General features: G+C 44.5%; 6 protein-coding genes and 1 tRNA gene. 1 reads left to right on the top strand and 6 read right to left on the bottom strand.

All coding sequences use genetic code 11. The features are described 5' to 3' along the window. Positions 1 to 80: 80 nt before the first annotated feature. The 6 genes from A1QO_RS11025 to rlmE all read right to left on the bottom strand — a co-directional run bounded on the left by A1QO_RS11025 (position 81) and on the right by rlmE (position 5,771). Positions 81 to 165: transfer RNA gene (locus A1QO_RS11025), tRNA-Leu, on the bottom strand. Between the two features lie 20 nt (positions 166 to 185). Then, a complete protein-coding gene (gene secG / locus A1QO_RS11020; protein ID WP_017036724.1) occupies positions 186 to 521 on the bottom strand; it encodes a preprotein translocase subunit SecG in 336 nt (111 codons plus the stop codon). A 256-nt stretch (positions 522 to 777) separates the two neighbouring features. Beyond that, a complete protein-coding gene (gene glmM, locus A1QO_RS11015; RefSeq protein ID WP_017036723.1) occupies positions 778 to 2,118 on the bottom strand; it encodes a phosphoglucosamine mutase in 1,341 nt (446 codons plus the stop codon). A 27-nt stretch (positions 2,119 to 2,145) separates the two neighbouring features. Beyond that, on the bottom strand, positions 2,146 to 2,976 hold the full coding sequence (gene folP / locus A1QO_RS11010) for a dihydropteroate synthase (RefSeq protein ID WP_017036722.1): 831 nt from the start codon (positions 2,974 to 2,976) through the stop codon (positions 2,146 to 2,148). Between the two features lie 71 nt (positions 2,977 to 3,047). Then, positions 3,048 to 5,033, bottom strand: a complete 1,986-nt coding sequence (gene ftsH, locus A1QO_RS11005) for an ATP-dependent zinc metalloprotease FtsH (RefSeq protein ID WP_017040787.1) — start codon at positions 5,031 to 5,033, stop codon at positions 3,048 to 3,050. A 108-nt stretch (positions 5,034 to 5,141) separates the two neighbouring features. After that, positions 5,142 to 5,771 carry a 23S rRNA (uridine(2552)-2'-O)-methyltransferase RlmE gene (gene rlmE / locus A1QO_RS11000; RefSeq protein ID WP_017036720.1) on the bottom strand — a complete coding sequence of 210 codons (630 nt, stop codon included), beginning with the start codon at positions 5,769 to 5,771 and terminating at the stop codon, positions 5,142 to 5,144. Positions 5,772 to 5,898: 127 nt separating this feature from the next. Between rlmE and yhbY the strand changes: the two genes are divergently transcribed. Further along, positions 5,899 to 6,195 (top strand): ribosome assembly RNA-binding protein YhbY, encoded by a 297-nt coding sequence (gene yhbY, locus A1QO_RS10995; RefSeq protein WP_017036719.1) that lies wholly within the window; start codon positions 5,899 to 5,901, stop codon positions 6,193 to 6,195. Positions 6,196 to 6,209: the final 14 nt, after the last annotated feature.

The raw sequence follows: 6,209 nt of genomic DNA, 5'->3' as shown, positions 1-6,209 counted from the left end.
GAGCTACCAAACTGCTCCATCCCGCGTCCGACTTGCTGTGCATTATACGCTCAACAAGGTGATTTACAAGTTTGTAAATATGGTGCCGAGAGAGGGACTTGAACCCTCACACCCTAAGGCACTAGCACCTCATGCTAGCGTGTCTACCAATTTCACCATCTCGGCAGCTAAATCATTGAATTAGCTTATTGAGGAATCTCGTCGCCACTTTCGGCTGGGATTTCACTCACTACATCTTCAGCTTGTTGGATTACTTGACCTTGAGTTGGGTCAATCCATTGTGACTCAGTCTTACTTGTAGACATGTTGCCAAGCACTAAGCTAAGGATGAAAAATACTGTTGCAAAAATTGCAGTCATTCGGGTTAGGAAATTTCCTGAGCCACCAGCACCAAACACAGTGTTTGAAGCGCCAGCACCGAATGAGGCTCCCATATCTGCGCCTTTACCTTGCTGAATCAACACAAGGCCAATTACACCGAGCGCTGCCAACAGGTAAGTCACAAGTAGAACTGAAAACATGATGTCCACCTATGTTCCAAATTGTTGAGCCAGCGCCGTTTAAAAACTTGCTAAAGCAATACTTTTAAAACAAGGCTAGCGACCTCCTAACTGAAGGCCGAGCAATACTAGCGAAAGCCGCGAGCGCTGACAAGAAGATTTTAAGAAAAACACCCTTAAGATGCACCAAGCGGTCAAAAAAAGGGCAAATAACGAGTTTGTAGTGTGTGAGCATTGAGAATTGGCGGTAACGTCACCTCAACACTCACTCCACTGGCTAACAGTTTTCTTTAACGGCTGCGGCAATTTTAGATGCAGAGGCTTGAACAAGATCGGCATCTTCACCTTCAACCATGACTCGCAATAATGGCTCTGTACCAGATTTACGCAGTAATACGCGCCCCTTAGCACCCAGCTGGGATTCGACTTCGGTTACCGCTTGTTTGACGGCTTCGGCTTCAAGTGGATTAGAATCACCGCTAAAGCGCACATTCTCAAGAACCTGTGGGTATAACGTCATGCCTTGCGATAGCTCATTCAGCGACATTTCACTTCCCACAATGGAGGCAATCACTTGAAGCGCAGCAACAATAGCATCACCCGTCGTGACTTTATCAAGTAGGATGACGTGTCCTGAGTTTTCTGCACCAATCTTCCAATCACGCTCTAGAAGCTTCTCCATCACGTATCTGTCACCAACAGATGCTCGTACAAATGGAATGCCTAGCTGTTTAAGGCCATTTTCCATGCCTAGATTGGTCATCAAAGTACCGACAACACCGCCTTTTAATTCACCACGACGCAGGGCATCACGAGCAATAATGTAAGCGATTTGGTCACCATCGACTTTATTGCCAAATTCATCAACCATGATGATGCGGTCGCCATCACCATCAAACGCTACGCCTAAGTGCGCCTTCTCTTCTACTACGCGCTTTTGTAACGCTCGAACATCGGTCGCACCGACTTCATGATTGATGTTGGTTCCATTAGGCTCTACACCAATCGTCACTATTTCCGCGCCCAACTCTGTAAAGACACTCGGAGCAATATGATAAGTTGCCCCATGCGCACAGTCGATCACGACTTTGAGTCCAGATAGGCTCAGTTCACTTGGGAACGTACTTTTACAAAACTCTATGTATCGTCCGGCGGCATCGTTAAGTCGCATCGCTTTACCAAGAAGAGCTGAGTCAACACATTCAATATCTTTATCCATCTCAGCTTCAATCGCCAACTCAATGTCATCGGGCAGTTTTGTGCCTTCTGATGAAAAGAATTTGATGCCATTATCGTAATATGGATTGTGTGATGCCGAGATAACGATCCCTGCTTCAGCACGAAATGTTTGGGTTAGATATGCGACAGCAGGAGTTGGCATCGGCCCTGTTAAAGTAGCCTTAAGACCGGCTGCAGCCAAGCCGGCCTCTAATGCAGACTCAAGCATGTAACCTGAAATACGGGTGTCTTTACCGATGATGACTTTTTTTGTGCCTTGCTTTGCCAGTACACGGCCTGCAGCCCAGCCCAGCTTTAATACAAAGTCAGGCGTAATTGGGTACTGACCTACTTTGCCTCGCACACCGTCGGTGCCGAAATAACGTCTTTTATCTGACATTTTTATTCCTTTATAAATTGATTTGGGCTACAGATTGTTGTTCATGGTTGTAATAACTTTCATTGCTTCCAATGTCTCTTCAACATCATGAACGCGTATAATCTGTGCACCTTTTATTGCAGCAATCGTTGCACAGGTAACACTCGCTACCATGCATTCAGCAGGCTTTTTATCTAAAAGCCTAAAAATCATTGACTTGCGAGACATACCAGCCAGAATCGGCATGCCTAATTGGTGAAATTTATCCAGATGTGCAAGCAGGTGGTAATTATGCTCTAAGGTCTTACCAAATCCAAAGCCAGGATCGAGAATAATTTTAGATGCATCAATCCCTTTCGCTTCACACGCTTCCACACGTTCAGTGAGAAAAGCACTGATATCCTCGATAATATCTGAATAGTGGGGGTTGTTTTGCATCGATCGTGGCTGACCTTGCATGTGCATTAAACAAATCGGTACTTGCGCTTTTGCGGCTACGTCTAATGCACCAGGCTCTTGTAGCGCACGAACATCATTGATGATATCGGCTCCGGCCTGGATCGCTTGATCCATAACTTCGGCTTTGCTTGTATCAATGGATATCCAAACATCTGAACGTTCACGAATGGCTCGAATGATAGGAATCACGCGATTCAATTCTTCATCGAGAGAGACATCAGGAGCACCTGGTCTGGTCGACTCCCCGCCGATGTCGATAATGCTCACCCCCGCGGCTATCATCTTATCCGCTTGTGCTATCGCTCGCTCTAGAGAGGAGAACTGTCCTCCATCAGAAAATGAATCCGGTGTGACGTTGAGAATCCCCATAATTTGAGGAGTGGAGAGATCTAACTGTTTGGTGTTTGCTGTTATTTTCATAGCTCTAATTATAGATAGCTCTAAAACACAAAAACCCCGAGATATCTCGGGGTTTACATTAGTGAATATGATTACTCTGCGTCTTTTTTATCTGCAGGTTGCTCATCATTACCGTTCGCTTCAGTAGACTTATCTTGAGTAGACTGAGCTTTCGCTTTGTCATCTTCAGATGCTTTGTCTTCTTCAGTCTTTTTCGCTGACTCTTTTTCGATATCAGCTTGAGGTTTGTCTTGATCGCCCCAGCCAGCAGGTTCACGAATCTCTGATTTGCGCTCCATTAGATCGTCAATTTGGCCTGCATCAATGGTTTCGTACTTAACCAGTGCGTCTTTCATTGCATGCATGATATCCATATTGTCTTCTAGGATCTGTCTCGCTCGAGCGTAGTTACGGTCAATAAGAACACGAACTTCATCATCGATGAGTTTAGCGGTATCGTTTGATACGTGCTTAGTTTGCGTTACTGATCGGCCTAGGAACACTTCGCCTTCGTCTTCTGCATACAACAGAGGACCGAGTTTTTCAGAGAAGCCCCACTGAGTGACCATCTTACGAGCAATATCAGTTGCACGTTCAATATCGTTGGATGCGCCTGTGGATACTTTATCCAAACCATAGATAAGCTCTTCAGCCAATCGACCACCATAAAGGCTAGAAATCATCGACTCTAAATGTTGACGGTTCATACTTACACGATCTTGCTCTGGTAAGTACATTGTCACACCCAGCGCACGGCCACGTGGAATGATTGATACTTTGTACACAGGATCGTGCTCTGGTACTAAGCGTCCAACAATAGCGTGACCTGCTTCATGGTATGCAGTTGATTCTTTCGTGTCTTCAGACAAGACCATTGAACGGCGCTCTGCACCCATCATAATCTTATCTTTCGCCAATTCGAACTCAACCATAGAGACATTGCGCTTGTTGCTACGCGCTGCAAACAATGCCGCTTCATTCACAAGGTTAGCAAGATCAGCACCAGAGAACCCTGGTGTACCACGAGCAATAAGCGACGGTTCAACATCACCCGCTAGAGGAACTTTGCGCATATGAACTTTCAGGATTTGCTCACGACCACGTACATCTGGTAAACCAACCACCACTTGACGGTCGAAACGACCTGGTCGAAGCAATGCTGGATCCAATACGTCCGGGCGGTTAGTTGCAGCAATGACGATGATACCTTCATTACCTTCAAAACCATCCATTTCAACCAACATTTGGTTCAATGTTTGTTCACGTTCATCATGACCACCACCAACACCGGCACCACGTTGGCGACCAACGGCATCGATTTCATCAATGAAAATGATACATGGCGCGGCTTTCTTCGCTTGTTCAAACATATCACGAACACGAGAGGCACCTACACCAACAAACATTTCTACGAAATCAGAACCTGAAATAGTGAAGAAAGGTACTTTTGCTTCACCCGCAATGGCTTTCGCTAAAAGTGTTTTACCCGTACCAGGAGGACCCACCAAAAGAATACCGGTTGGGATTTTACCCCCCAACTTTTGGAATCGGCTAGGATCACGCAAGTAATCAACCAGCTCTTTCACATCTTCTTTAGCTTCATCACAGCCTGCGACATCACCAAATGTCGTTTTGATCTGTTCTTCGCTCATCATACGAGCTTTACTTTTACCAAACGACATCGCGCCTTTGCCGCCGCCGCCTTGCATTTGACGCATGAAGAATATCCATACACCAATAAGTAAAATCATAGGGAACCAAGAAATAAAGATAGTCCCTAGAAGGCTTTGCTCTTCTGGAGGTGTACCTTGAACTTTCACATTTTGGTTAATGAGGTCATCTAGAAGCTTCTCATCATATACCGGCATGTATGTGACAAAACGAGAGCCACCTCCACGACGAGTAAAGGCAATTTCTTGACCTTTAAAAGTTGCTTCCTGAATCTGGCCTTGGCCAACTTCCTGTACAAACGTGGTGTAATCTACTGATCTGCCATTACTTTCACCAGGGCCAAAGCTCTGGAAAACTGACATTAAAACAACAGCAATAACAAGCCACAGAATTAAATTTTTTGCCATGTCACTCAAGGTGTAAGCCTCTCGATAACTAATTGTAATTAAAGGTAGGGTACTACAGTTTAACACCTGTAGCTATAGTGTTAACGTTCGCCTTTAGTGGCGAAATGGTTAACCTTTGTAACCAGTGGCTACGATGTAGACTTCTCTCGAGCGAGCTCTTGAGGAATCTGGCTTTCTTATTTTTACTACTTTAAACAAGCTACGTACTTCTTTGACATAATCATCGAAGCTTTCGCCCTGGAAAACCTTAACAGCAAAGCTACCATTAGGTGCCAGAACTTGTCGACACATATCTAAAGCTAATTCCACTAAATACATGGAACGAGGCTGATCAACGGACGCATTTCCAGCCATATTAGGTGCCATGTCTGACATGACAACATCAACCATACTTGGTTGAATTCTATCGAGTAACGCTTCTAATACAGCATCTTCACGAAAATCACCCTGTAAAAAGCTTACACCAGCAATGGGATCCATAGGCAGTAAATCACAAGCAATAATTTGCCCTTCATCACCCACTATTTTAGCCGCGTATTGAGACCAACCACCAGGGGCAGCCCCCAAATCAACAACCGTCATGCCAGGGGAAAATAACTTATCTTTAAGATGGATCTCTTCCATTTTAAAGTAAGCACGAGAACGATAGCCTTTTTTACGAGCTTCATTAGCGTACTTATCGTCGAAATGTTCCTTCAACCAACGACCTGAGCTGGCTGAGTGTTTTTGTTTACTCATTAGATACCTAAATTAAAGGGCAAAAACCCAATCGCAATTAACTAAGACCAATAAATTATAGTCTTCAGCATTAGATGGCGTTAAAATAGCTTTTTTCAACCCTAACCAAAAATAAATTGGCCGCATAATGAACTTAAGCACCAAACAAAAGCAGCACCTTAAAGGCCTAGCGCACAGTCTAAAACCTGTCGTGCTTATGGGCGCGAATGGACTCACCGAAGCTGTTCTAGCGGAAATCGAAATTGCTCTTGATCACCACGAATTGGTCAAAATTAAGATTGCTTCTGAAGATCGTGATACTAAGCAACTGATTATTGACGCTATTGTTCGTGAAACTAAAGCAGAAAAAGTACAATCTATTGGCAAAGTACTGGTCCTATTTCGTCAATCAGAGCAGCGTAAAATCGAAATCCCACGCAAATAATTTGTCTTTTGATT

It is taken from the genome of Vibrio genomosp. F10 str. ZF-129 (assembly GCF_000287055.2).
Taxonomy (GTDB): Bacteria; Pseudomonadota; Gammaproteobacteria; order Enterobacterales; family Vibrionaceae; genus Vibrio.
The sequence above is the reverse complement of the archived record's forward strand: the minus strand, read 5'-3'. Positions and strand labels throughout refer to the sequence as shown.

What these genes read in the sequence shown, in the direction of transcription:
- secG (WP_017036724.1), bottom strand. Translation starts at nt 521, where the DNA reads ATGTTTTCAGTTCTACTTGTGACTTACCTGTTGGCAGCGCTCGGTGTA.
- glmM (WP_017036723.1), bottom strand. Translation starts at nt 2,118, where the DNA reads ATGTCAGATAAAAGACGTTATTTCGGCACCGACGGTGTGCGAGGCAAA.
- folP (WP_017036722.1), bottom strand. Translation starts at nt 2,976, where the DNA reads ATGAAAATAACAGCAAACACCAAACAGTTAGATCTCTCCACTCCTCAA.
- ftsH (WP_017040787.1), bottom strand. Translation starts at nt 5,033, where the DNA reads ATGGCAAAAAATTTAATTCTGTGGCTTGTTATTGCTGTTGTTTTAATG.
- rlmE (WP_017036720.1), bottom strand. Translation starts at nt 5,771, where the DNA reads ATGAGTAAACAAAAACACTCAGCCAGCTCAGGTCGTTGGTTGAAGGAA.
- yhbY (WP_017036719.1), top strand. Translation starts at nt 5,899, where the DNA reads ATGAACTTAAGCACCAAACAAAAGCAGCACCTTAAAGGCCTAGCGCAC.